Genomic DNA, 21,387 nt, shown 5'->3' on the forward strand with positions numbered 1-21,387 from the left:
GCCGCTGCGCAACCCAGCGCGGGCGATGCGACGATTCGACAAGCCCGCTCATCACAACAAGCTCGCTCACCACAGGATCCCCAGAGGTCGCACGATGAACTACCTGCCCTTGTTACTCCTGCTCTGCCTGCCCCTGGCGCACGCCGACGATGGCGACGACACCCCGCTCGTTATCAATGGCTGCACCATCGCCGAACACAGCCAATGCCCCGGCGCCAACCTCAAGGGTGCCAACCTGCGCAACCAGAACCTGAGCAAAATGAACCTGGCCGGCGCCGACCTGAGCGGGGCGGATTTGCGCCATGCAAACCTCGACCTGGCCAACCTGGAAAAAGCCCAATTGCAGGGCGCCAACCTGACCCGCGCCAGCCTGCAACAAAGCAACCTGCGCCTGGCCGACTTTACCGGCGCCACGTTGATGGCCGTGCAAGGCTGGGGGCTGTTCGCCCAGGGCGCGCAGTTCGAAAACGCCAACCTCAGTGCGGCCTACCTGCAATTTGCGCGGCTTTCAGGGGCGAAGATGCACAAGGTCAACCTGCGCGCGGCCGACTTGGAAATGACCTGGCTGAGCAAGGCCGACCTGCAAAGTGCCGACCTCAGCGATGCGAATTTGCAGGAAGCCAAGTTCGGTGAGAGCAACCTGGAACAGGCCACCCTCACCGGCAGTCGCCAGCACTACGCGAACTTCCAGGACGCCAATATGGAAGGCTGTACGGATTGCCCCACCAGTTGGGATCGCTAGAACACTACTGAACCTGAGAAAAGTGAGCAGGCTTGGCCTGCTCATCAGGGCGTATCAGTCGTTGCCTCTGCACGCGCCCGCTTATCCAGCCACTCGCACTACTCCCATATCGATCCCCAGGTGCACCAGCTCGGCATGGGAACTGACCTGCAATTTGCTCTTGAGCAAGGTCAGGTGGTTGGACACGGTCTTGCTGCTGATACTCAGTTGTTCGGCGATCTGGCGCATCGGCGTGCCCTTGGCCAGCATCAGGAAAATCTCCAGTTCACGCGGCGTCATACCCTGCCAACGTTGATCGCCGGGGGTGTAGGCCAGTTCGGTGGCCAGGGCCTGTTCGATATAAGCGTGACCGTCGAGGATGCGCCGCACCGCTTCGATCAACACCTCGGGGGCCGAGCTTTTGGTCAGGTAGCCCGAAGCGCCCGCGTCCAGGGCCTGGCGCACCAGGGGCAGTTCATCGTGCATGCTGAAAAACAACACACGCAGCTGCGGCAGGCGCTGGCGCAGGCGGCGCAGGGTTTCCAGGCCGCTGATGCCGGGCAGCCCGACATCCATGATCACCAGGTTCGGCACAGCCGCCTGCACGCGTAGCAGTGCGTCTTCGCCACTGGCGGCTTCACGCACGTCAATGGCCGGCAACACGGCACGTAACAGGCTGGCGTAGCCCTGGCGCACCACGGCATGGTCGTCCACCAAGAGAATATTCATGACACCTCCAACGGCATGTTCAGCGCCAGCGCCCAACCGGCGCCGGGATGGCTAAGGACGCTCAGTTCGCCGCCCAGGCAGCGCGCGCGTTCGCCCATTGAGTACAAGCCCACACCCGGACGCTGCGGCGGCTGGGCACCGCGCCCGTTATCCCGTACCCACAGGCGCAAACGCGCACCGCGACACTGCAGGCGCACCCGCACCTGGCTGGCCTCGGCGTGCCGCAGCACATTGGTCAGGGCCTCTTGCAGCAGGCGATACAGATGGGTCTTGCTGGTGCTCGACAGCGCCGGTAAGTCGGGGCTGACTCGCAGCTGGCATTCGATGCCATGGCGGGTTTGCCACTGGCTTACCAGCATCGCAAATGCCTCGCCCAGCGGCAGGTGTTGCAGGGCCACCGGATACAGGTCGTGGACCAGCGCGCGAAAGCCTTGCTGTAAGTGTTCACAGTGATCCTCCAACTGCGCCACGGTGCGCGCCACCAAGGCCGGTTGGTCGCTGACCAGCCGTAGCAGGCAGGCCTGGGCACGAATACCGGCCAGGTATTGGCCGAGGTCGTCGTGCAGGGTCTGGGCCAGCTGGGTGCGCTCCTGTTCCTGTACCGCCAGCAAGGTGTGGGTGAGTTGGGTGTTGTCGCGTCGGGCCTGCTCCAGGGCGTCGGTCATGCGGTTGAAGTGCAGCGCCAGTTGCCGCGCCTCCGGCGAACCCTGGGTGCGCAGGCGCACGTTGAGCTGGCCGGCGCACACCTGTTGCAGGGCGCGCAGCAAGGCGTCCAGCACACCCATGCCGCGGCGCACGGCCCAGCGGATCGTCAACAGGCTCACCAGCAGCGCCAGCCCGCACAGGCTCAGCAACTGCTGCACGGAGTCCCAGACTTCATCGATCTCATCCCGTGGGTCGACGGCAATGGACACGCGCCGGCCATCGGCTAAGTCCAGCACCCGCGCGGTGTGCTGTGCGGGAGTCAAGACCCAGCGCGCGAGCCAGGCATCCAGCCCCGTTTGCTCGGGCGCAGGTGGGGTTTGGCCGGCGGCCAGCCAGTAGACGCGCACATGGCGCAGGCTGGCAGTCAACTGTGGTTGCAGGCTGGCGGGGTCGCGCTCGGCGGTGTCGCCCAGGTAGGCCACCACCGCCGCGGCCGATTGCAATTCGCGCTCCACGTCCGCCAAGGCTTGATGCAGCAGCAGTGCCATACACGCGCCGGTCACCAAGGTGAAGAAGCCGCACACCCACAGGTTGATGCGCCACAGGGCCGACAGCCCAGGCCGGGCGGTGAAGACGCGCATGCTCGTGTCACTCCTGTGAATGAGGCTAGGGTGACCCATGCTAAGACCGCCGCGCGCCGGCGCGGCTACTACCTTGGTACTGCCTCAGCGCTACTTTCTGCATATTTGCAGCGGGCACGGGGCTTCCTATGCTGGCGCTACCTGTCATGGAGTGCCTTATGCGCCAGTTCGCCCCTTACGCCGTGATCTGCCTGCTGGCAATTGCCTGGGCTAGCCACGGCCAGGCCGCCGAAGCGCCCTTGCAGGTGCAGATCGGCTACCTGGGCTATCGGCCCGACCCGGGGCCACTGCTCTCCAATGTAATCCCCGAGCCCGCCGATGCCGGTCAACGCGGTGCCGAGCTGGCGATCATCGACAGCAACAGCACCGGCGCATTTCTCAACCAGCGCTACAGCCTGACCAGCGCCAGCGTGGACAGCCCCGAAGCGCTGCTCGCCGCGGCCCAAGCCCAACACGCCCAGGGCCTGCGCCTGTTCGTGGTGAATGCCCCCGCCGCCAGCCTGCGCCAGCTCAGTGCCGCCCTGCCCGACAGCCTGCTGTTCAACGCCGGCAGCGCCGATGACCGCTTGCGCAGCACCGAGTGCCTGACCAATGTGCTGCATACCCTGCCCAGCCGCGCCATGCTCGCCGATGCCCTGGCGCAGTTTCTGGTGCTGCGCAAATGGCAGAAGGCGTTGCTGATTGTTGGCCCCACCGAAGACGACCAAGCCTACGCCGCTGCCCTGCGCCGCGCCGCCAAACGCTTCGGCGTGCAGCTGGTCGCGGAAAAAGCCTGGCGCTTCGATAACGACCAACGCCGCAGCGCCCAAGCCGATATGCCGCTGTTCACCCAAACCGCCGAATACGACGTGGTGCTGGTGGCCGACGAGCGCGGTGACTTCGGTGAATACGTGCCCTATCAAACCTGGTATCCGCGCCCGGTCGCCGGCACCCAGGGCCTCACGCCCACCGGCTGGCACAAAACCGTGGAAACCTACGGCGCCGCCCAATTGCAAAAGCGCTTCGAAGCCCTGGCCGGACGCTGGATGAACGACCGCGATTTCGCTGCCTGGATGGCCGTGCGCAGCGTTGCCAGCGCGGTGAATAAACTACACCAGGTCGACCCCCAGGCAATCCGGCAACTGGAGCTGAGCGAGCAGTTGCCCCTGGATGGTTTCAAGGGCCGCAAGCTCAGTTACCGCGCCTGGAACGGCCAGTTGCGCCAACCGATTCCCATCGTGCAGCCGCGCGCCCTGGTCAGCACTTCGCCCCAAGAGGGCTTCCTGCACCCTACTAATGAAATGGACAGCCTGGGTTACGACCAACCCGAGGTGACCTGCCGCTTTCCCTGATCGCCCACAATAATAAGGAACTCGCCATGCGCCGCACCCTGCTCTCATGCGCCCTGCTGCTTGCCGCCGGGCATGCCATGGCCAGCACCGCCTGGGTCTCCAACGAGAAAGACAACAGCCTGAGCCTGATCGACCTGAACACCCTGCAGGTCACCGACACCCTCAAAGTCGGCCAGCGCCCACGTGGCCTGCTGCTGTCCCATGACAATAAGCTGCTGTACATCTGCGCCAGCGACTCGGACCGCGTGCAGGTAATGGACGTGGCCACGCGCAAGATCATCAAGGAACTGCCCTCCGGCAAAGACCCCGAGCAGTTCGCCCTGCACCCCAATAACCGTTGGTTGTACGTATCCAATGAAGACGATGCGCTGGTCACGGTGATCGACACCGAGACCGCCAAGGTGCTCGGCCAGATCAGCGTCGGCGTGGAACCCGAAGGCATGGCGGTGAGCCCGGACGGCAAGTGGGCGGTCAACACCAGTGAAACCACCAACATGCTGCACTGGATCGACACCAGCACCCAGACCCTGGCCGACAGCACCCTGGTGGATCAACGCCCGCGCTTTGTCGAATTCAGCCACGACGGCGCGCAGCTGTGGGCCTCGGCGGAAATCGGCGGCACCGTGACCATTCTCGATGTGGCCAGCCGCAAGGTGCTCAAGACCTTGACGTTCGCCATCAAGGGCGTGCACCCGGACAAGGTGCAGCCGGTCGGCATCAAACTCAGCGCCGACGGCAAGTACGGATTTGTCGCCCTCGGCCCGGCCAACCATGTGGCGGTGATCGACGCCAAGACCTTCGAGGTGCTCGATTATCTGTTGGTGGGCCGCCGCGTATGGCAGCTGGCATTCACCCCGGATCAAAAACAACTGCTGGCCACCAACGGCGTCAGCGGCGATGTGTCGGTGATCGATGTGGACAGCCTGAAGGTGATCAAGTCGATCAAAGTGGGGCGCTATCCGTGGGGCGTGGTGGTCACGCCATGAACGCCCTGACCGTGCAGGACCTGAGCTTCGCCTACGGCCCATGTCAGGCCCTGTGCGAGGTAGGTTTCAGCCTGGCGCCAGGGCGTTTTGCCGCGCTGCTGGGGCCTAACGGTGCCGGCAAATCTACCTTGATCGCGTTGCTCACGCGGCTGTATCACCTGCAACGCGGCGAGATCCACGTCGGCGGCCACTCCCTGCGCGACGCACCGCGGGCGGCCCTTAAACAGCTGGGGGTGGTGTTCCAGCAAAGCACCCTGGACCTGGACCTGAGCGTGGAACAGAACCTGCGCTATCACGCCGCGTTGCATGGCTTGTCACGCCGGCATACCGACCTGCGCGTCGAAGCTGAGTTGGCACGCCAGGGCCTCAGCGAGCGACGCCGTGAAAAGGTCCGCGCACTCAACGGCGGGCACCGGCGCCGCGTGGAAATCGCCCGCGCCCTGCTGCATGAGCCGCGCCTGCTGTTGCTGGACGAAGCCAGCGTCGGCCTCGACCCGGCCAGCCGCCTGGGGTTGAACCAGCATGTGCGCCAGCTGTGCCGGGAGCACGATCTGAGCGTGCTGTGGACCACGCACCTGCTCGATGAAGTGCACGCCGACGACGCGCTGATGATCCTGCATCAGGGCCGGTTGGTGGCCAGCGGGCAAGTCGACGCGCTGGTGCAGGAACATGACGGCGATCTGGGTCGTCTGTTCGCCGGCCTGACCCGCCCCACCGCAACGGGAGCGCCAGCATGAATGCGTATTGGCAGTGCCTGCGCGGCATCGTGCTGCGCGAATGGCTGCGGTTTGTGTTGCAGCGCACGCGGTTTCTCAGCGCCCTGGTGCGGCCGCTGTTGTGGCTGGTGGTGTTCGCCGCCGGTTTTCGCGCCGCGTTGGGCATCTCGGTGATCGAACCCTACGACACCTACATCCCTTACGAGGTGTACATCATTCCAGGGCTGGCCTGCATGATCCTGCTGTTCAACGGCATGCAAGGCTCGCTGGCGATGGTCTACGACCGGGAGATGGGCAGCATGCGCGTGTTGCTGACCAGCCCGCTGCCACGCACGTTTTTGCTGTGCAGCAAGTTGCTGGCCACGGCGTTGATTTCCCTGTTGCAGGTGTATGGGTTCCTGGCGATTGCCTGGGTCTACGGCGTGCAGCCGCCGGCCATGGGGCTGTTGCTGGCCTTGCCCGCATTGTTGCTGGTGGCGCTGATGCTCAGTGCGCTAGGGCTGTTGCTGTCCAATGGGATCCGTCAGTTGGAGAACTTCGCCGGGGTGATGAATTTCGTGATTTTCCCGCTGTTTTTCCTGTCGTCGGCGCTGTATCCGCTGTGGAAGATGCGCGATGCCAGCCAGTGGTTGTACTGGCTGTGCGCGGTCAACCCGTTCACCCACGCGGTGGAGCTGGTGCGCTTCGCCCTGTATGAGCGTCTGGCCGGCCTGGCCCTGGCGATCTGTCTGGGCCTGACCGTGCTGTTCACCCTGCTGGCAGTGCTGACCTTCAACCCGCAACACGCGGCGTTGCGCAAACCGGGCTGAGGCCGGCAAAACTACTACTTTGGTACTGGTTTTGCTGTCTATCGTCGCATTCCCAAGGGCGTGGGACTCACGTGTAATGGGCGCATAACGATAAGGATTGCCCCGCCATGCTGCCCGCCCGATTACCCCTGCTGGCCCTGCTGTGCCTGCTCACCGCCCAGGTCCAGGCCGACACGCCACTGTTTTCCGCCGACGGCTACCGCATCAGCCTGTACCGCAGCCCTACGCCCGAGCATGTGTCGGGAGCGGCCATCGTCGACACTCCCGCCCTGCAAGCCTTGCTCGGCCAGGCGCCCGCACCGGTGCTGATCGACGTTTACCGTCGCCAATGGCTGCAAGGCCGCTTTATCGAAGACCAACCCCACGCCAACCTGCCCGGCAGCCGTTGGCTGGCCAATACCGGCGACGGCGACCTCACGCCGGAATGGCAAGGTTATTTCGTGCGGCACCTGTACAAGTACACCGGCGGCGACCTGTCGCGCCCGTTGGTGTTCTATTGCCGCTCCGATTGCTGGCTGAGTTGGAACGCGGTAAAACGTGCCGCCAACCTGGGCTATACCTCTGTGTATTGGTACCGCGACGGCTTGGATGCATGGGAAGCGGCAAACCTGCCAGTGACGGCTGCGACACCCGAGCCTTTTCAATAACCACTACAAGAAGGTGAACGGCCATGTACAAAATCCTGATTGCCGACGATCACCCGCTGTTTCGCGAGGCGATCCATAACGTCATCAGCGACGGCTTCCCCGGCAGCGAAGTGATGGAAACCGCCGACCTGGACAGTGCCCTGGCCCTGACCCAGGAACACGACGACCTCGACCTGATCCTGCTCGATCTGAACATGCCGGGCATGCACGGGCTCAACGGCCTGATCAACCTGCGCAATGAGTCGCCAACCATCCCGGTGGTGATCGTTTCTGCCGAGCAGGACAAGCAGATCGTGCTGCAAGCCATCACCTATGGCGCGGTGGGGTTTATCACCAAGTCCTCGCCGCGCCTGCAAATGACCGAGGCGATCCAGCAGATTCTCAACGGCAATGTGTACCTGCCGCCGGACATCATCCGCACCCAGAAACCCGGCGCCCAGCGCCGCCTCAACGAAAACCCGGGCTTCGCCCCCGAACTGCTGCAAGCCCTGACCCGCAAACAATTGCTGGTGCTCGAACGCATGACCAAAGGCGAGTCGAACAAACAGATCGCCTACACATTGGAAATCGCCGAGACCACGGTGAAAGCCCATGTATCGGCCATCTTGCGCAAGCTCAATGTACACAACCGCGTACAGGCCATCCTCAGCGCCGGCGACATCGACTTCGGCTCCTACCTGCGCCGCTGAGCCTCCAGACAAACGCGGGGCAAAAGGTGGGAGGGGTCCCCTCCCACATCTTGATCTGTGTGAATCAGCACCGGCTATTCTCAATCTTGGCTCATGCCTGCGACGCTGATCCTCAGACAAACGAGGGGCAAAAGGTGGGAGGGGGCTTGCCCCCGATAGCGGTGGTTCATTCAATGCATGAGCTGGCTGACAGGCCGCCATCAGGGGCTTGCCCCCTCCTCCCCTTGCCCAGTAGATGGCTCATGGCAGTTTTCAGCTTCATCGGCCGTACCGGTTTGTGCATCAAGGTGTGCCCCTGTTCGCGGATCTGTTGCTTGAGTTCGTTGCTGTAGTTGGCGGTGATCATCAGCGCCGGTATCGGACGACCGCGGCGGGCGTTGATGCGGGCCACGGCGTCGACGCCGTTCTGGTCATTGTCCAGGTGGTAGTCGGCGATCAGCAGGTCGGCCTCGGCGTGGTAGTTGTCGACCTGGCCGGCCAGGTCCTGTTCCGATAAGGCGGTGACCACCTGGCAGCCCCAGCCTTCGAGCAGGGTGCGCATGCCGGCGCAGATCGCCGCGTCGTTATCCAGCACCCATACCCGGGCGCCCTGTAAACGCTCCAGCATCGGTTCGCTCATGCTCGGTGCGGGCAAGGTCTTGGGCGCGGTGGCGCTCAAGGGCACCTCCACGGCAAACATCGAGCCCTTGCCGGGTACGGATTTGACGCTGATGCGATGGCCCAGGATGCCGGCGATCTTTTCCACAATGGCCAGGCCCAACCCCAGCCCGCGATCCTGATCGCGACGCTGCACATCGCCGCGTTTGAACTCCTGGAAAATCTCCTCCAGGCGCTCCTCGGCGATGCCCATGCCACTGTCCCACACCTGGACCGACAAGCGCTGATGCTGGCGACGACAGCCCAATACCACACGGCCGCTATAGGTGTAGCGAATCGCATTGCTCAACAGGTTGCGCAGAATCCGCGCCAGCAGCTGGATATCGCTGTGCACCAACGCCGAACACCCGATGAAATGCAATTCCAGCCCTTCGCTGCGGGCCAGTTCGGTGTATTCGGCCGCCAGGTTGTCCAGCAGCTCGCTTAGGGCGAACGGCGCGATATCGGCCTTGATCACGCCGGCGTCCAGCTTGGAAATATCCACCAGGGTGCCCAGCAGGTTTTCTACGTCTTCAAGGGAGTTGCTCACATTGCGCACCAGGGTTTCATTGGCCTGGGGCTCGCGACGCTCCAGCAAGGCGCCGGTGAACAGACGCGCGGCGTTCAGCGGTTGCAGCAGGTCGTGGCTGACGGCGGCAAGGAACTTGGTCTTCGACAGGTTGGCCTGTTCGGCTTCGCGCTTGGCTTCGCGCAGACGGGTTTCCATGCGGCGGCGCTCATCGATTTCCTTGAGCAACTGGTCGTTGAGCGCGGTGAGTTCCGAGGTGCGCTGGGCGACACGCTGCTCCAGGTTCTGATAGGCCTGATGCAGGGCCTCGGCGGTGCGTCGACGCTCGGTGATGTCGCGGATCAGCACGAAAATCCCCACTACTTCGCCCGTGGCCAGGCGGTTAGGCACGTAGGAGCGCAGCATGTAGCGCTCCTGGTTGTTGATATTGGTTTCGGCGAATTCAAAGGTCACGCTCTCCCCCGCCAGAGCGCGCGCGACATACGCATCGAGACGCTGGCAGTGCTGCTCGCTGTGGACCTCGCGCAAGCTCTGGCCGAGCATCATGCCCGGAGGCCAGCAGTACCATTGTTCGTAGACTTTATTGGTGAACTCATACACCAGGTCGGCATTCAGGTAGCCGATCAGCGCGGGGACGTGGTCGGTGATCAGGCGAATCCAGCGTTCGCTTTCCTGGGCCTTTTGCGCGGCGGCCTGCTCACGGCGCAGGGTTTCGGCGCGCAGGCGGGCATTGATCAACAAGTGGTTGCTGGCGCGCAGTTCGGCCATTGCCTGGTTCAAGGCGTCGGTGCGCTCACGTACTTGCTCGGCCAACACCACCGAGTGCTGGAACGTGGTGTACGGGTCATTGCCCTGGGACACACCGGACTCGATGCGTTCGATCAGCGCCGCGTTGATCCGCGCCAGCTTGTGGTTGTCCACCCGCAGGCGCGCCAGTTCGGCCAGCAGTTCAGTGCGGCCCAGGCGCGCGTCCTCGGGCAATGGCGACCCCGGTAAAGGTCTGGTTGATGTGCATGCCATTGAACTGTTCTCCGTAGGTGTTGAAGCCCAGCACGCGTTGGTCCTGCAGGAAACCGCCGATCTGTTCCAGGGTGTCGGCGTCTTCCAGCTCCAGGCGCCGCAGGAAACAGTCGCAGCCGATGGTCAGCAATAGGTCGCCGAGGCGCGTGTGCAGGCCGTCGAACAGGTTTTGCAGGTTTGGCAGGATCGGCCCGGGTTCCATCACGGTGAGCACGATGCCGTTTTCCACCGCGCAGTAGAAACTCAGGCTGAGATCGTCATGCACTTGCTGGATCGCGCGCACGTAATACTGGTCGTGGATGCGCACTGCCAGCGGGTGGGCAGCGAAGATGCGGTGATCGAGGTCGGCCACCGCCACGCCGATATGCCGCGCGTATTCTTCAGCGGCAGGTTCGGCATTGAGTTCGAATACCCGGCGGGACGGGCTGTCGGCCGCGGTCACCACCAGTTTTTCCGCACGCGGCAGGATGTGGTGAGTGGTGAACACTTCAAAATCCAGCCAGGTGTTGACCAACACCACCACCGCCGCGCCGCTGTGAAACGCACCGTTGAAATACACATGGGTGTGGGTCAGGAAGTTGTCGTCACCGGCCGAGCCGCCGAAGTGCGGGATATCCCCCAGGGCCGCGCTGAGGGCAGCGAGCACCATTTCTTCGCGGCTGGACAGGCCATCGAGCAAGGTCAGGGCAAAGGTGTTGCCTTTGATCGGCGCCAGGGTGTTGCTGCGGCAACCGCCCACCAGGCGTTCGACCATGTGCTGGGCATCGATCAGGCTGAAGTGCTCGACCTGGTCGATCAGTTCAGTGGCAATGGAAAAGTGCGCATGGTTAAAGCCCATCGCGGTCACGCAATTGCGCCCGTAGCCCTGGGGCGTGATCTCGCCGGCGCTGGTGCAGCCGACCACGCGCACGCTGCCGAAGCAGTGCTGCAAGGCATTGCCCAGGGCCTGCAAATCGTAGGAGGCCGAGCAGAAAAACAGCACGAAACCCAGGTACGGATGCAGCAGCTGTCGCGCCAACTCTTCGGCGGCCTGCCCGGCGTCGGTTGCCTGGGACATGGCGCTCACTACGCCTTCGTGGTTGTGCATCGTCGACTCTCCCCTCAGAGGCTTGAGTGTACGAAGGCAGAGGCGGCGGCCCTATGCTACTTGGGTACTGGGTGGGGGATGCGATGGGATGAAAGTGCGCAAACGCACAGAGGATTCAAATGTGGCAGGGGGCTTGCCCTCGATCGCGGCCTGACAGTCGACCAGGAGGTTGGATCAAACCGAGTACATATCCATTGCCGCGGTCACGGCGGCTATGGGTTCCGCCCTTACGGCGGGTCACTTTTGGAAGAGCGCCAAAAGTAACCAAAAACGCTTTGCCCCACCACTCGGCACCTCGCCTAGGCTCGGTGTGCCCGTAATCCGACATTGATTTGGGGGGCCGCCGCCACGCGCCATCCATGGCGCGGGGCGGCTAAACCGGCATCCCTGCCGGTTCACCCTCCAAATCAATGCCGAATTCCGGCCAGCGTGGTTAACGGGGCGCATGAGATCAAAAGCAAGAGCGGCTCGCTTCACATCGTGGTGACTGGGGGTTGCTACCCATTTGTATAGAGAGCTATGCCAATCAAGAGCCCTCCTCCCACATTGCAATTGCATTTCAAGTTCAGCGTAAAGCGTTCAAAAGCATTCCCGCTGCAACCACGACACATAGGCTGGCGAACCCCACCTGCAAGGTGCGTGCGGCAATCACCGAGCATAGGCGCCGGCCGATCAGCATGCCGACGATGCTCGCGGCGATAAACACCCAGCCCACGGCGTCGATACGGACGCCGGCATGGAACGCGCCGACCACGCCGATCAGCGAGATCAGGCTGATCACCATCAATGACGTGGCGACGATGCCGCGCATCTGCACGTCGGTGAGTTGCTTGAACGCTGGCACGATCAGAAAGCCGCCGCCGACGCCGAGCAAGCCCGACACCGCACCGGTGATGGCGCCCAGCGCAGCCAGGGTGGCCGTGCATTTGGCGGTCCAGGCCAGGCGCCCGGTCTGCTGGTTGAGCATGCAGTTTTTCTGGCCCCAGGAGGCGGCGCCATGGTCGCTCGGCCCGGCCTGGTTTTTTTCCCGTTGCAGCATGCGCCAGGCCACCAGCACCATCAACGCGCTGAACAGGCCCTTGAGCAACGCTTCGGGCATCTGGTGAGCGACGAACACCCCCAGCGGTGAAAACAACGCGCCGAGCAAGGCGATCAGCAAGGCGGCGCGATAACGCACCAGGCCATGGCGCAAACCGTCTATCGCCCCCACCGCCGCCGCCGCGCCCACCGCGAGCAACGACACCGGCGCGGCCTGGGTCATGCTCAAGCCCAGGCCCAGCACCAACGCGGGCACGCCGAGGATGCCGCCGCCCGCGCCGGTCAGGCCCATGACCAGGCCCATCAACACCCCCAACACACTGGCCAGTAGCATTCAGTCCACCTTGCTCAGACGGGTCAGCCACTCGCGGCCCTTGAGCATGCCGTTCCAGTAGAACCACGGCAGCAAGGTCGCCTTGAGCCACCACATGGAGCGGCGCGCTTGGGTCGGGTCGAGGGCGAAGGTCGGCAGCAATTTGCCGCCGTAGCCGAACTCAGCCAGCACCACTTTGCCCTTCTCCACCGTCAGCGGGCAGGAGCCATAACCGTCGTACTTGAGCGGCAACGGCGCCTGCTTGCGCAGGGCCAGCAGGTTTTCGGCGACCACCACGATCTGCTTGCGCACGGCGGCGGCGGTCTTGGCGTTGCTGGTGCCGCACACATCGCCCAAGCCAAAGATGGGCGCATAGCGCTGATGCTGCAGGCTGTGCGGGTGCACATCGCACCAGCCGGCAGCGTCGGCCAGCGAGCTGTGGCGGATAAATTCCGGGGCCAGTTGCGGCGGCACCACGTGCAGCAGGTCGAAGGTTTTTTCGACGCGAGTGACATTGCCCTCGGCATCCTTGACCTCGAACCAGGCTTTGCGCGCCGGGCCGTCGACCTTCACCAGGTTGGCATTGAAGGCCAGGCGCGCGTTGTATTTCTCCACGTATTTCATCAACGGCGGCACGAAGGTCGCCACGCCGAACAGCGCCGCGCCGGCCAGGTTGAATTCCACGTCGATGTTTTGCAAATGGCCCTGCTTGAGCCAGTGGTCGCACGACAGATACATAGCCTTCTGGGGCGCGCCGGCGCATTTGATCGGCATGGCCGGCTGGGTGAACAGTGCCTTGCCGGCCTTGAGTTGCTTGACTTGCTGCCAGGTATAAGCGGCGTGCTCGTAGCTGTAGTTGGAAGTCACGCCGTGCTGGCCGAGGGTGTCCTGCAAGCCTTCGATTTTCTCCCAGGCCAGGCGCAGGCCGGGGCAGACAATAAGGTTGTTCCAGGTCACGCGCTGGCCGTTGTCGAGCACCAGGCTCTGGCTGTCCGGCAGCACCTCGGTGACGGCGGCCTGCACCCAGGTCACGCCATTGGGCAGCACATCGGCCAAAGGGCGGCGGGTCTTTTTCAGGTCGTACGCGCCGCCGCCCACCAGAGTCCAGGCCGGTTGGTAGCAGTGGTAGTCGCTGGGTTCGATCAGGGTGATGTTCAGGTCGGGGTCGCGCTTGAGCAGGCTGGCCAGCAAGCCAATGCCTGCCGAACCGCCGCCGATGACAACGATGTCGCTACTGATGGTCTGGCCCCAGTGTTGGTCGGTCATGGTCTATCGCCTTTTTTTGTCAATGCACACAAGGGTCGCTGCCGGATGGCGTCACGCCCAGCTTTTTATGACCGCGCCGCAGTAAAGGCCGGACAGGGTCCTCATCACTTGGATCACTTCGTGGCTGGCCAGTCCGTAGAAAATGTATTTGCCTTCGCGACGGGTGGCCACCAGCCCTTCGTCGCGCAGGATGCCCAGCTGTTGCGACAGCGTCGGCTGGCGCACGCCGGTCATGGTTTCCAGCTCGCCCACATTGCGTTCGCCCTGGGTCAACTGGCACAGGATCAACAGGCGGTCTTCGTTGGCCAACGCCTTGAGCAAGGCACAGGCCTTGGACGCGGAAGCACGCAGTTGGGCGACTTCGCCCTCACTCAAGGTAGATTCCATTTGCTTCGGGTCCTGTGTGTCACTTAATCTGAAAACATTATGTGTAAACATAAAGTGATTGTAATCACTTTTTTCCAGCATCAGGGGCTACCGCCATGCCAGCGTTGATTCAATCCTTTCTGGACGAGGCGTCGTCGACCTACACCTACGTGGTCTATGAAGCGGACGGCGGTCCCTGTGCCATCGTCGATTCGGTGCTCAACTACGATCCGGCCTCCGGTCGCACCGACACCGCCCAGGCTGACAAGGTGATCGCATTCGTGCACGAGCACGGATTGCAGGTGCAGTGGTTGCTGGAAACCCATGCCCACGCTGATCACCTATCCGCCGCGCCGTACCTGCGCCGCACGCTGGGCGGCAAGATCGCCATCGGCCAGTGCATCAGCCAGGTGCAAAACGTGTTTAAAAACCTGTTTAACCTGGAGCCGGAATTCCACGCCGACGGTTCACAGTTCGATCATCTGTTCGCGCCGGACGAAATCTTCCACATCGGCCGTTTGAAAGCCCAGGCGTTGCATGTGCCCGGGCATACCCCGGCAGACATGGCCTACCTGATCGACGGCAAGCTGATCCTGGTGGGCGACACACTGTTCATGCCGGATGTGGGCACCGCCCGCTGCGACTTCCCCGGCGGCGATGCGCATCAGTTGTACGCGTCGATGCGCAAGTTGTTGGCCTTCCCCCTGGAAACCCAGTTGTACGTGTGCCACGACTACCCGCCCCAGGGACGCGAGGCGAAATGCCTGACCACGGTGGCCGAGCAGCGCGCAAGCAATATTCATGTGCATGACGGCGTGGATGAAGCCGCGTTCGTGGCGATGCGCACCCAACGCGATGCCGGGTTGGGAATGCCGACGCTGCTGCTGCCGGCGATTCAGGTGAACGTACGCGCGGGGAATATGCCGCCGGCGGAAGACAACGGCGTGGTGTATTTGAAGATCCCGCTCAACCAGCTCTGAAATGCGGGACTCGAGATGCCCAAGATGGCGGTGTTACAGGCAGCTTGGCGCTAGCTGATTCACCGCCATCGGGGGCAAGCCCCCTCCCACCCGTGTGCCTGGGTGCATCAGCGACCCAGGCTGATGCCGTGACCAGGGCACGGGCATTTACTAAAGGCTGCCCCATCACTTTGTAGTGAGCGGGCTTGCCCCGCGCTGGGCTGCGCAGCAGCCCCATTCCAGGCAATGTTGTTTTACCTGGCCCACCGAGGCGGCTGGATTAGGGCCGCTGCGCAGCCCAGCGCGGGGCAAGCCCGCTCACCACAAAAACCTTGTGCTTTCACTGAAGAGGGCAAGCCCCCTCGCACCTATATGCCTGGGTGCATCAGCTACCCAGGCTGATGCCGTTACCAGGGCATGGGCATCTACTAAAGGCTGACCCATAACTTTGTGGTGAGCGGGCTTGCCCCGCGCTGGGCTGCGCAGCAGCCCCATTCCAGGCAATGTTGTTTTACCTGGCCCACCGAGGCGGCTGGATTAGGGCCGCTGCGCGCCCCGGCGCGGGGCAAGCCCGCTCACTACAAAAACCTTGTGCTTTCACTGAAGAGGGCAAACGCCCTCCCACCTGTGTGCTTGGGTTCATCAGGAACCCAGGCTGATGCCGTTGGAGGGCAATGGCAACGCAGTCTTGTAGCGCACCTGCTTGAGCGCAAAGCTGGAGCGGATATTCGCCACGCCCGGCACTTTGGTCAGAAAGTCCATCATGAAGCGTTCCAGCGCCTGGATCGTCGGCACCAGTACGCGGATCAGGTAGTCGGGGTCGCCGGCCATCAGGTAGCACTCCATCACCTCGGGGCGATCGGCAATGGCGCTCTCGAACTGTTGCAGGGCCAGTTCGTTCTGCTTTTCCAGGCTGACGTGAATGAACACATTGACGTGCAAACCCAGCAGATCGGCGTCTAACAGGGTGACCTGCTCGCGGATCAGGCCCAGTTCTTCCATGGCCTTGACCCGGTTGAAGCACGGGGTGGGCGACAGGTTGACCGAGCGCGCCAGGTCGGCGTTGGTGATGCGCGCATTCTCCTGAAGGGCGTTGAGAATGCCGATATCGGTACGGTCCAGTTTGCGCATGAGACAAAATCACCTGTTTATTATGTTTATGCAGTTTTTTTATCCGCAAATAGTCCTGAGCGCAACGAAACACAGATAAATATTCTTCTACGCCCCGCCTATGATTGTTGTAGGACAAGATTTCTCCTACCCGGAGACTGACTGTCAGCTAGCGCGCCCACTACAAGAAATTCACAAGATAGAGCGTAGAAAGCCATGACCCAGCAGTACGAACCACTGCGCCTGCACGTTCCCGAACCCTCGGGCCGCCCAGGCTGCAAGACCGATTTCACCTACCTGCGCCTGACCGACGCCGGCCTGGTGCGCAAACCCGCCATCGATGTAGAACCCGCCGACACCGCCGACCTGGCCAAGGGCCTGATCCGCGTGCTCGATGACCAGGGTCAGGCCCTGGGGCCGTGGGCCGAAGGGGTTCCCGTGGAGGTTCTGCGCAAGGGCATGCGCGCCATGCTCAAGACGCGGATCTTCGACAACCGCATGGTGGTCGCCCAGCGTCAGAAAAAAATGTCGTTCTACATGCAGAGCCTTGGCGAAGAAGCCATCGGCAGCGCCCAGGCCCTGGCCTTGAACATCGACGACATGTGTTTCCCCACCTATCGCCAGCAAAGCATCCTGATGGCCCGCGAAGTGCCGCTGGTGGACCTGATCTGCCAGTTGCTGTCCAACGAGCGCGACCCGCTCAAGGGCCGACAGTTGCCGATCATGTACTCGGTCAAAGACGCTGGGTTCTTTACTATTTCCGGCAACCTCGCCACCCAATTCGTACAGGGCGTGGGCTGGGGCATGGCCTCGGCGATCAAGGGCGATACCAAGATCGCCTCGGCCTGGATCGGCGACGGCGCCACCGCCGAATCGGACTTCCACACCGCCCTCACCTTCGCCCACGTCTACCGCGCGCCGGTGATCCTCAACGTGGTCAACAACCAATGGGCCATCTCCACCTTCCAGGCCATTGCCGGCGGTGAAGCCACTACCTTCGCCGGACGCGGCGTCGGTTGCGGCATTGCCTCCCTGCGTGTGGACGGCAACGACTTCATCGCGGTGTACGCCGCTTCCGCCTGGGCCGCCGAACGTGCGCGCCGCAACCTCGGCCCGACCTTGATCGAATGGGTCACCTACCGCGCCGGCCCCCACTCCACTTCGGACGATCCGTCCAAGTACCGCCCCGCCGACGACTGGAGCCACTTCCCGCTGGGCGACCCGATTGCCCGACTCAAACAGCACCTGATCAAGATTGGCCAGTGGTCCCAAGAGGAACACGCGGCGGTCAGTGCCGAACTGGAAGCCGAAGTCATCGCCGCACAAAAACAAGCCGAGCAGTACGGCACTCTGGCCGGTGGCCAGATTCCAAGCGCCGCGACCATGTTCGAAGACGTCTACAAAGAGATGCCGGAGCACTTGAAGCGCCAGCGTCAGGAGTTGGGGATCTGACATGAACGATCACAACAACAGCATCGAACTGGAAACTGCCATGACCACCACCACCATGACCATGATCCAGGCCCTGCGCTCGGCCATGGATGTGATGCTCGAACGGGACGACAACGTCGTGGTGTTCGGCCAGGACGTCGGCTACTTCGGCGGCGTGTTCCGTTGCACCGAAGGCTTGCAGAGCAAGTACGGCACCTCGCGGGTGTTCGACGCGCCGATCTCCGAAAGCGGCATCGTTGGCGTGGCGGTAGGCATGGGCGCCTATGGTTTGCGCCCGGTGGCGGAAATCCAGTTCGCCGACTACGTGTACCCGGCCACCGACCAGATCATCTCCGAAGCCGCGCGCCTGCGTTATCGCTCGGCCGGCCAGTTCACCGCGCCGCTGACCATGCGCATGCCCTGCGGCGGCGGCATCTATGGCGGCCAGACTCACAGCCAAAGTATCGAAGCGGTGTTCACCCAGGTCTGCGGCCTGCGCACGGTGATGCCGTCCAACCCGTATGACGCCAAGGGCCTGCTGATCGCCTCCATCGAAAACGATGACCCGGTGATCTTTCTCGAACCCAAGCGCCTGTACAACGGCCCGTTCGATGGCCATCACGACCGCCCTGTCACCCCCTGGTCGAAACACCCGCAAGCCCAAGTACCGGACGGTTACTACACCGTGCCCCTGGACGTGGCCGCCATTGTGCGTCCGGGCTCGGCCGTCACCGTGCTGACCTACGGCACCACCGTGTATGTGTCACAGGTCGCCGCCGAAGAAACCGGCATCGACGCCGAAGTCATCGACCTGCGCAGCCTGTGGCCGCTGGACCTGGAAACCATCGTCAAATCGGTGAAAAAAACCGGCCGTTGCGTGGTGGTGCATGAAGCCACGCGCACCTGCGGCTTTGGCGCCGAGCTGGTAGCGCTGGTGCAGGAGCATTGCTTCCACCACCTGGAAGCGCCGATCGAACGCGTCACCGGGTGGGACACCCCCTACCCGCACGCGCAAGAGTGGGCGTATTTCCCAGGGCCGTCCCGTGTGGGCGCGGCGCTGCAACGGGTCATGGAGGTCTGAATGGGCACGCACGTTATCAAGATGCCGGACATTGGCGAAGGCATCGCGGAAGTTGAACTGTCGGTCTGGCATGTGAAGGTCGGCGATATGGTCGTCGAAGACCAGGTGCTGGCGGACGTGATGACCGACAAGGCGATGGTGGACATTCCCTCGCCGGTGCACGGCAAGGTCATTGCTCTCGGCGGCGAGCCGGGCGAAGTCATGGCCGTGGGCAGTGTGTTGATCAGCATCGAAGTGGAAGGCGCGGGCAATGCCAAGGATGTGCCTGTGACGGATGAACCAGTGAAGGCCGCCCCCGCAGTTGAAGCCAAACCAGCGCCGGTGGCCCCTGCGGTTGAACGCAAGCCCGCACCGCCCCCCGTATCCCGCGAGGCCGACGAACGCCCGCTGGCCTCCCCCGCTGTGCGCAAGCATGCGCTGGATGCCGGCATCCAACTGCGGCTGGTCCAGGGCACCGGCCCGGCCGGGCGGATCCTGCACGAAGACCTTGACGCCTATCTGCAACAAGGTTCGGCGAAGCCTTCGACGGCAGCCACCCCTTACGCCGAACGCCACGACGAAGAACAAATCCCGGTGATCGGCATGCGCCGCAAGATCGCCCAGCGCATGCAGGACGCCACCCGGCGCGCCGCGCATTTCAGCTATGTGGAAGAAATCGACGTCACTGCGCTGGACGAACTGCGCGTGCACCTCAACGAAAAACACGGTGCCACTCGGGGCAAACTGACCCTGCTGCCGTTTATTGTGCGGGCCATGGTCGTGGCGCTGCGGGACTTCCCGCAGATCAACGCACGCTACGACGACGAAGCCCAGGTCATCACTCGCCTCGGCGCGGTGCATGTGGGCGTCGCCACCCAGAGCGACGTGGGTTTGATGGTGCCGGTGGTGCGGCATGCCGAAGCGCGCAACTTGTGGGGCACCGCCGAAGAAATCACGCGCCTGGCCACAGCCGCACGCAATGGCAAGGCCAGCCGTGAGGAATTGTCCGGTTCCAGTATCACCCTCACCAGCCTCGGCGCCTTGGGCGGTATTGTCAGCACGCCGGTGCTGAATCTGCCGGAAGTGGCGATTGTCGGCGTCAACCGCATCGTCGAACGGCCAATGGTGATCAAGGGCCAGATCGTGATTCGCAAGATGATGAACCTCTCCAGTTCCTTCGATCACCGCGTGGTCGATGGCATGGACGCGGCGCAATTTATCCAGGCCATTCGCGGCCTGCTCGAACAACCCGCCAGCCTGTTCCTGGAGTAAGGGCATGACACAAATTACCCATACCACCCTGCTGATCATCGGCGGCGGCCCCGGCGGTTATGTGGCGGCGATCCGCGCCGGGCAATTGGGCATTCCGACCATCCTGGTGGAAGGCCAGGCCCTGGGCGGCACCTGTCTGAATATCGGTTGCATCCCGTCCAAGGCCTTGATCCATGTGGCCGAGCAATTCCAGCAAACCGTGCACCACAGCCAGGGTTCCCAGTTGGGCATCGAAGTGGATGTACCCAGCCTGGATATCCGCAAAAGCGTGGAGTGGAAGGACGGCATCGTCGACCGCCTGACCACCGGCGTCGCCGCGTTGCTCAAGAAGCACAAGGTGCAAGTGATCCACGGCTGGGCCAAGGTGGTGGACGGCAAGACCGTCGATGTCGGCGAGCAACGCATCCAGTGCGAACACCTGCTGCTGGCCACGGGTTCGAAAAGCGTCAACCTGCCGATGCTGCCGATTGGAGGGCCGATCATTTCATCTACCGAAGCGTTGGCTCCCACCCAAGTGCCCAAGCGACTGATTGTGGTGGGCGGCGGCTACATCGGCATGGAACTGGGCACGGCCTATCGCAAGCTTGGCGCGGAAGTCAGCGTGGTTGAGGCGCAGGATCGCATCCTGCCCGCCTACGATGCCGAATTGACCCAACCGGTGGCCGAATCCCTCAAGCAACTGGGGGTGAAGCTGTACCTCAAGCACAGTGTCACCGGGTTTGCCGACGGCCACCTGCAAGTGCGTGACCCCAATGGCGACACCTTGTCACTGGCCACCGACCAGGTGCTGGTTGCGGTGGGTCGCAAACCCAACACCCAGGGCTGGAACCTGGAAGCGCTGAACCTGGACATGAACGGTACGGCAATCCAAGTCGACAGCCGCTGCCAGACCAGCATGCGCAACGTGTGGGCCATCGGCGACCTGAGCGGCGAACCGATGCTGGCGCACCGGGCCATGGCCCAGGGCGAGATGGTCGCCGAACTGATCAGCGGCCTGCATCGCGAGTTCAACCCGGCGGCGATCCCGGCGGTGTGCTTTACCGACCCGGAAGTGGTGGTGGTCGGCAAGACCCCCGACGATGCCAAGGCGGCGGGGCTGGACTGCATCGTGTCGAGTTTCCCGTTCGCGGCCAATGGCCGGGCGATGACGCTGGAGTCGAAAACCGGCTTCGTGCGGGTGGTGGCGCGGCGTGACAACCACCTGATCGTCGGCTGGCAAGCAGTGGGCGTTGGCGTCTCGGAGCTGTCCACGGCCTTCGGCCTGAGCCTGGAAATGGGCGCGCGCCTGGAAGACGTGGCCGGCACCATCCATGCGCACCCGACCCTCGGCGAGGCTGTGCAGGAAGCGGCATTGCGGGCGCTGGGCCACGCGCTGCATCTGTAGGC

General features: G+C 63.2%; 20 protein-coding genes. 12 read left to right on the forward strand and 8 right to left on the reverse strand.

The window, feature by feature from the left end; genetic code table 11:
* Window positions 1-94 precede the first annotated feature (94 nt).
* Complete coding sequence (locus QRN41_RS04065; protein ID WP_213632126.1) at window positions 95-742, forward strand: pentapeptide repeat-containing protein; 648 nt, start codon at window positions 95-97, stop codon at window positions 740-742.
* An 81-nt stretch (window positions 743-823) separates the two neighbouring features.
* Here QRN41_RS04065 and QRN41_RS04070 read toward each other — a convergent pair whose 3' ends face one another.
* The gene (locus tag QRN41_RS04070; protein ID WP_285421189.1) at window positions 824-1,450 is read right to left on the reverse strand and encodes a response regulator transcription factor; all 627 of its coding nucleotides are present in this window, start codon (window positions 1,448-1,450) and stop codon (window positions 824-826) included.
* Window positions 1,447-2,709: a sensor histidine kinase gene (locus QRN41_RS04075; protein WP_169868528.1), complete on the reverse strand. Its 1,263-nt coding sequence runs from the start codon at window positions 2,707-2,709 to the stop codon at window positions 1,447-1,449. Before QRN41_RS04075 ends, QRN41_RS04070 begins: the two co-directional genes overlap by 4 nt.
* A gap of 185 nt (window positions 2,710-2,894) precedes the next feature.
* Here QRN41_RS04075 and QRN41_RS04080 point away from each other — a divergent pair, with 185 nt between their 5' ends.
* From QRN41_RS04080 to QRN41_RS04105, 6 genes are all read left to right on the forward strand, one after another.
* Entirely contained in the window at window positions 2,895-4,067 is a 1,173-nt protein-coding gene (locus tag QRN41_RS04080; protein WP_285421190.1) for a lanthanide ABC transporter ABC transporter substrate-binding protein PedA1, read from the forward strand.
* Between the two features lie 26 nt (window positions 4,068-4,093).
* The gene (locus tag QRN41_RS04085; RefSeq protein ID WP_034098929.1) at window positions 4,094-5,053 is read left to right on the forward strand and encodes a YVTN family beta-propeller repeat protein; all 960 of its coding nucleotides are present in this window, start codon (window positions 4,094-4,096) and stop codon (window positions 5,051-5,053) included.
* The gene (locus QRN41_RS04090) at window positions 5,050-5,790 is read left to right on the forward strand and encodes a lanthanide ABC transporter ATP-binding protein PedB/LutE (RefSeq protein ID WP_047882601.1); all 741 of its coding nucleotides are present in this window, start codon (window positions 5,050-5,052) and stop codon (window positions 5,788-5,790) included. The genes QRN41_RS04085 and QRN41_RS04090 overlap by 4 nt, the downstream gene beginning before the upstream one ends.
* Entirely contained in the window at window positions 5,787-6,578 is a 792-nt protein-coding gene (locus QRN41_RS04095) for a lanthanide ABC transporter permease protein PedC (protein WP_034138669.1), read from the forward strand. Before QRN41_RS04090 ends, QRN41_RS04095 begins: the two co-directional genes overlap by 4 nt.
* A 107-nt stretch (window positions 6,579-6,685) precedes the next feature.
* Entirely contained in the window at window positions 6,686-7,225 is a 540-nt protein-coding gene (locus tag QRN41_RS04100; protein ID WP_167417924.1) for a PQQ-dependent catabolism-associated CXXCW motif protein, read from the forward strand.
* 23 nt (window positions 7,226-7,248) lie between these two features.
* On the forward strand, window positions 7,249-7,914 hold the full coding sequence (locus QRN41_RS04105) for a response regulator transcription factor (RefSeq protein WP_034098938.1): 666 nt from the start codon (window positions 7,249-7,251) through the stop codon (window positions 7,912-7,914).
* A gap of 166 nt (window positions 7,915-8,080) precedes the next feature.
* On the opposite strand, the gene QRN41_RS04110 is transcribed toward QRN41_RS04105, so the two are convergent.
* From QRN41_RS04110 to QRN41_RS04130, 5 genes are all read right to left on the reverse strand, one after another.
* Window positions 8,081-10,099, reverse strand: coding sequence for a PAS domain-containing hybrid sensor histidine kinase/response regulator (locus tag QRN41_RS04110; RefSeq protein WP_178125586.1), 2,019 nt, complete (start codon window positions 10,097-10,099; stop codon window positions 8,081-8,083).
* Entirely contained in the window at window positions 10,029-11,186 is a 1,158-nt protein-coding gene (nosP, locus tag QRN41_RS04115) for a nitric oxide-sensing protein NosP (protein ID WP_034098939.1), read from the reverse strand. Before nosP ends, QRN41_RS04110 begins: the two co-directional genes overlap by 71 nt.
* 565 nt (window positions 11,187-11,751) lie before the next feature.
* Window positions 11,752-12,558: a sulfite exporter TauE/SafE family protein gene (locus tag QRN41_RS04120; protein WP_167417925.1), complete on the reverse strand. Its 807-nt coding sequence runs from the start codon at window positions 12,556-12,558 to the stop codon at window positions 11,752-11,754.
* Window positions 12,559-13,803 (reverse strand): NAD(P)/FAD-dependent oxidoreductase, encoded by a 1,245-nt coding sequence (locus QRN41_RS04125; protein ID WP_167417926.1) that lies wholly within the window; start codon window positions 13,801-13,803, stop codon window positions 12,559-12,561. It abuts the gene before it with no gap.
* Window positions 13,804-13,854: 51 nt separating this feature from the next.
* Entirely contained in the window at window positions 13,855-14,190 is a 336-nt protein-coding gene (locus tag QRN41_RS04130; protein ID WP_167417927.1) for an ArsR/SmtB family transcription factor, read from the reverse strand.
* 95 nt (window positions 14,191-14,285) lie between these two features.
* Here QRN41_RS04130 and QRN41_RS04135 point away from each other — a divergent pair, with 95 nt between their 5' ends.
* Complete coding sequence (locus QRN41_RS04135; RefSeq protein WP_034098943.1) at window positions 14,286-15,149, forward strand: MBL fold metallo-hydrolase; 864 nt, start codon at window positions 14,286-14,288, stop codon at window positions 15,147-15,149.
* Window positions 15,150-15,770: 621 nt separating this feature from the next.
* Here the strand turns inward: QRN41_RS04135 and bkdR are convergent.
* Window positions 15,771-16,259: a Bkd operon transcriptional regulator BkdR gene (bkdR, locus tag QRN41_RS04140; RefSeq protein ID WP_034137807.1), complete on the reverse strand. Its 489-nt coding sequence runs from the start codon at window positions 16,257-16,259 to the stop codon at window positions 15,771-15,773.
* Window positions 16,260-16,454: 195 nt separating this feature from the next.
* Between bkdR and QRN41_RS04145 the strand changes: the two genes are divergently transcribed.
* The 4 genes from QRN41_RS04145 to lpdA are packed head-to-tail and all read left to right on the forward strand — an operon-like array spanning window position 16,455 to window position 21,385.
* Window positions 16,455-17,690 (forward strand): 3-methyl-2-oxobutanoate dehydrogenase (2-methylpropanoyl-transferring) subunit alpha, encoded by a 1,236-nt coding sequence (locus QRN41_RS04145; RefSeq protein ID WP_285421191.1) that lies wholly within the window; start codon window positions 16,455-16,457, stop codon window positions 17,688-17,690.
* 1 nt (window position 17,691) lies between these two features.
* Window positions 17,692-18,750, forward strand: a complete 1,059-nt coding sequence (locus tag QRN41_RS04150) for an alpha-ketoacid dehydrogenase subunit beta (RefSeq protein WP_034098947.1) — start codon at window positions 17,692-17,694, stop codon at window positions 18,748-18,750.
* Complete coding sequence (locus QRN41_RS04155; RefSeq protein ID WP_034137808.1) at window positions 18,751-20,001, forward strand: dihydrolipoamide acetyltransferase family protein; 1,251 nt, start codon at window positions 18,751-18,753, stop codon at window positions 19,999-20,001. It begins immediately after the preceding gene.
* A 4-nt stretch (window positions 20,002-20,005) separates the two neighbouring features.
* Window positions 20,006-21,385, forward strand: a complete 1,380-nt coding sequence (gene lpdA / locus QRN41_RS04160; protein WP_285421192.1) for a dihydrolipoyl dehydrogenase — start codon at window positions 20,006-20,008, stop codon at window positions 21,383-21,385.
* Window positions 21,386-21,387 lie beyond the last annotated feature (2 nt).

The sequence above is a fragment of the Pseudomonas sp. efr-133-TYG-23 genome (assembly GCF_030209215.1).
In the GTDB taxonomy this organism is placed as follows: domain Bacteria; phylum Pseudomonadota; class Gammaproteobacteria; order Pseudomonadales; family Pseudomonadaceae; genus Aquipseudomonas; species Aquipseudomonas rhodesiae.

Coding starts and splice junctions, on each gene's coding strand:
- QRN41_RS04135 (WP_034098943.1), top strand. CDS start 14,286: ATGCCAGCGTTGATTCAATCCTTTCTGGACGAGGCGTCGTCGACCTAC.
- QRN41_RS04090 (WP_047882601.1), top strand. CDS start 5,050: ATGAACGCCCTGACCGTGCAGGACCTGAGCTTCGCCTACGGCCCATGT.
- QRN41_RS04110 (WP_178125586.1), bottom strand. CDS start 10,099: ATGGCATGCACATCAACCAGACCTTTACCGGGGTCGCCATTGCCCGAG.
- bkdR (WP_034137807.1), bottom strand. CDS start 16,259: ATGCGCAAACTGGACCGTACCGATATCGGCATTCTCAACGCCCTTCAG.
- QRN41_RS04080 (WP_285421190.1), top strand. CDS start 2,895: ATGCGCCAGTTCGCCCCTTACGCCGTGATCTGCCTGCTGGCAATTGCC.
- QRN41_RS04100 (WP_167417924.1), top strand. CDS start 6,686: ATGCTGCCCGCCCGATTACCCCTGCTGGCCCTGCTGTGCCTGCTCACC.
- QRN41_RS04105 (WP_034098938.1), top strand. CDS start 7,249: ATGTACAAAATCCTGATTGCCGACGATCACCCGCTGTTTCGCGAGGCG.
- QRN41_RS04145 (WP_285421191.1), top strand. CDS start 16,455: ATGACCCAGCAGTACGAACCACTGCGCCTGCACGTTCCCGAACCCTCG.
- QRN41_RS04120 (WP_167417925.1), bottom strand. CDS start 12,558: ATGCTACTGGCCAGTGTGTTGGGGGTGTTGATGGGCCTGGTCATGGGC.
- nosP (WP_034098939.1), bottom strand. CDS start 11,186: ATGCACAACCACGAAGGCGTAGTGAGCGCCATGTCCCAGGCAACCGAC.
- QRN41_RS04070 (WP_285421189.1), bottom strand. CDS start 1,450: ATGAATATTCTCTTGGTGGACGACCATGCCGTGGTGCGCCAGGGCTAC.
- lpdA (WP_285421192.1), top strand. CDS start 20,006: ATGACACAAATTACCCATACCACCCTGCTGATCATCGGCGGCGGCCCC.
- QRN41_RS04150 (WP_034098947.1), top strand. CDS start 17,692: ATGAACGATCACAACAACAGCATCGAACTGGAAACTGCCATGACCACC.
- QRN41_RS04065 (WP_213632126.1), top strand. CDS start 95: ATGAACTACCTGCCCTTGTTACTCCTGCTCTGCCTGCCCCTGGCGCAC.
- QRN41_RS04085 (WP_034098929.1), top strand. CDS start 4,094: ATGCGCCGCACCCTGCTCTCATGCGCCCTGCTGCTTGCCGCCGGGCAT.
- QRN41_RS04125 (WP_167417926.1), bottom strand. CDS start 13,803: ATGACCGACCAACACTGGGGCCAGACCATCAGTAGCGACATCGTTGTC.
- QRN41_RS04130 (WP_167417927.1), bottom strand. CDS start 14,190: ATGGAATCTACCTTGAGTGAGGGCGAAGTCGCCCAACTGCGTGCTTCC.
- QRN41_RS04095 (WP_034138669.1), top strand. CDS start 5,787: ATGAATGCGTATTGGCAGTGCCTGCGCGGCATCGTGCTGCGCGAATGG.
- QRN41_RS04155 (WP_034137808.1), top strand. CDS start 18,751: ATGGGCACGCACGTTATCAAGATGCCGGACATTGGCGAAGGCATCGCG.